The sequence below is a fragment of the Stenotrophomonas sp. 3diitr2024 genome, from assembly GCF_042136455.1.
In the GTDB taxonomy this organism is placed as follows: Bacteria; Pseudomonadota; Gammaproteobacteria; order Xanthomonadales; family Xanthomonadaceae; genus Stenotrophomonas; species Stenotrophomonas sepilia.
In genome coordinates this window covers 1-388 of the sequence record NZ_JBHHMJ010000010.1, presented here as the reverse complement: position 1 = coordinate 388, position 388 = coordinate 1, and the positions used below count along the sequence as shown (strand labels likewise).

Genomic DNA, 388 nt, shown 5'->3' with positions numbered 1-388 from the left:
GGCCGCTGGCCGGCAGCTTCATGGCGAATCCGAGCATCCAAAGGCTGCCGGCCAGCGGCCGGCACTACCCTCGCCAAGAGCATCCGGCCAGGGGCCGTCATGACCGGGTCAGAAAATGACGTGGCTTTGTCCGCTCGGTGCACCCTGCGGGCCGAAACGGCGTTCGTGGATCTCGCCGTGGCCGTCGGCGTCGATCAGCAGCACGGTGCTGGCGCGGGTGCCGTAGTCGTCGCCGCGGATGAAGGGCGGGCTCAACCAGCGCTCGCGTTCCAGGCCAATGCCGGTGTCGGGCAGGTCGCTGTCGGCAGGGCGGTGTTCGTTGGCCAGCGCATTCCAGAGCGGGGTCAGGTCCGGGGTCAGATCCCTTTCGCGCTGCGAAAGGGATCTG

The 388-nt window shown here is 68.6% G+C and carries 1 protein-coding gene; it reads right to left on the bottom strand.

Features of this window, described 5'->3' with window-relative positions:
• Nucleotides 1–108: 108 nt before the first annotated feature.
• Nucleotides 109–388: NRDE family protein (locus ABGA94_RS00045; RefSeq protein ID WP_375365946.1), on the bottom strand; the 280-nt coding region annotated here is incomplete at its 5' end.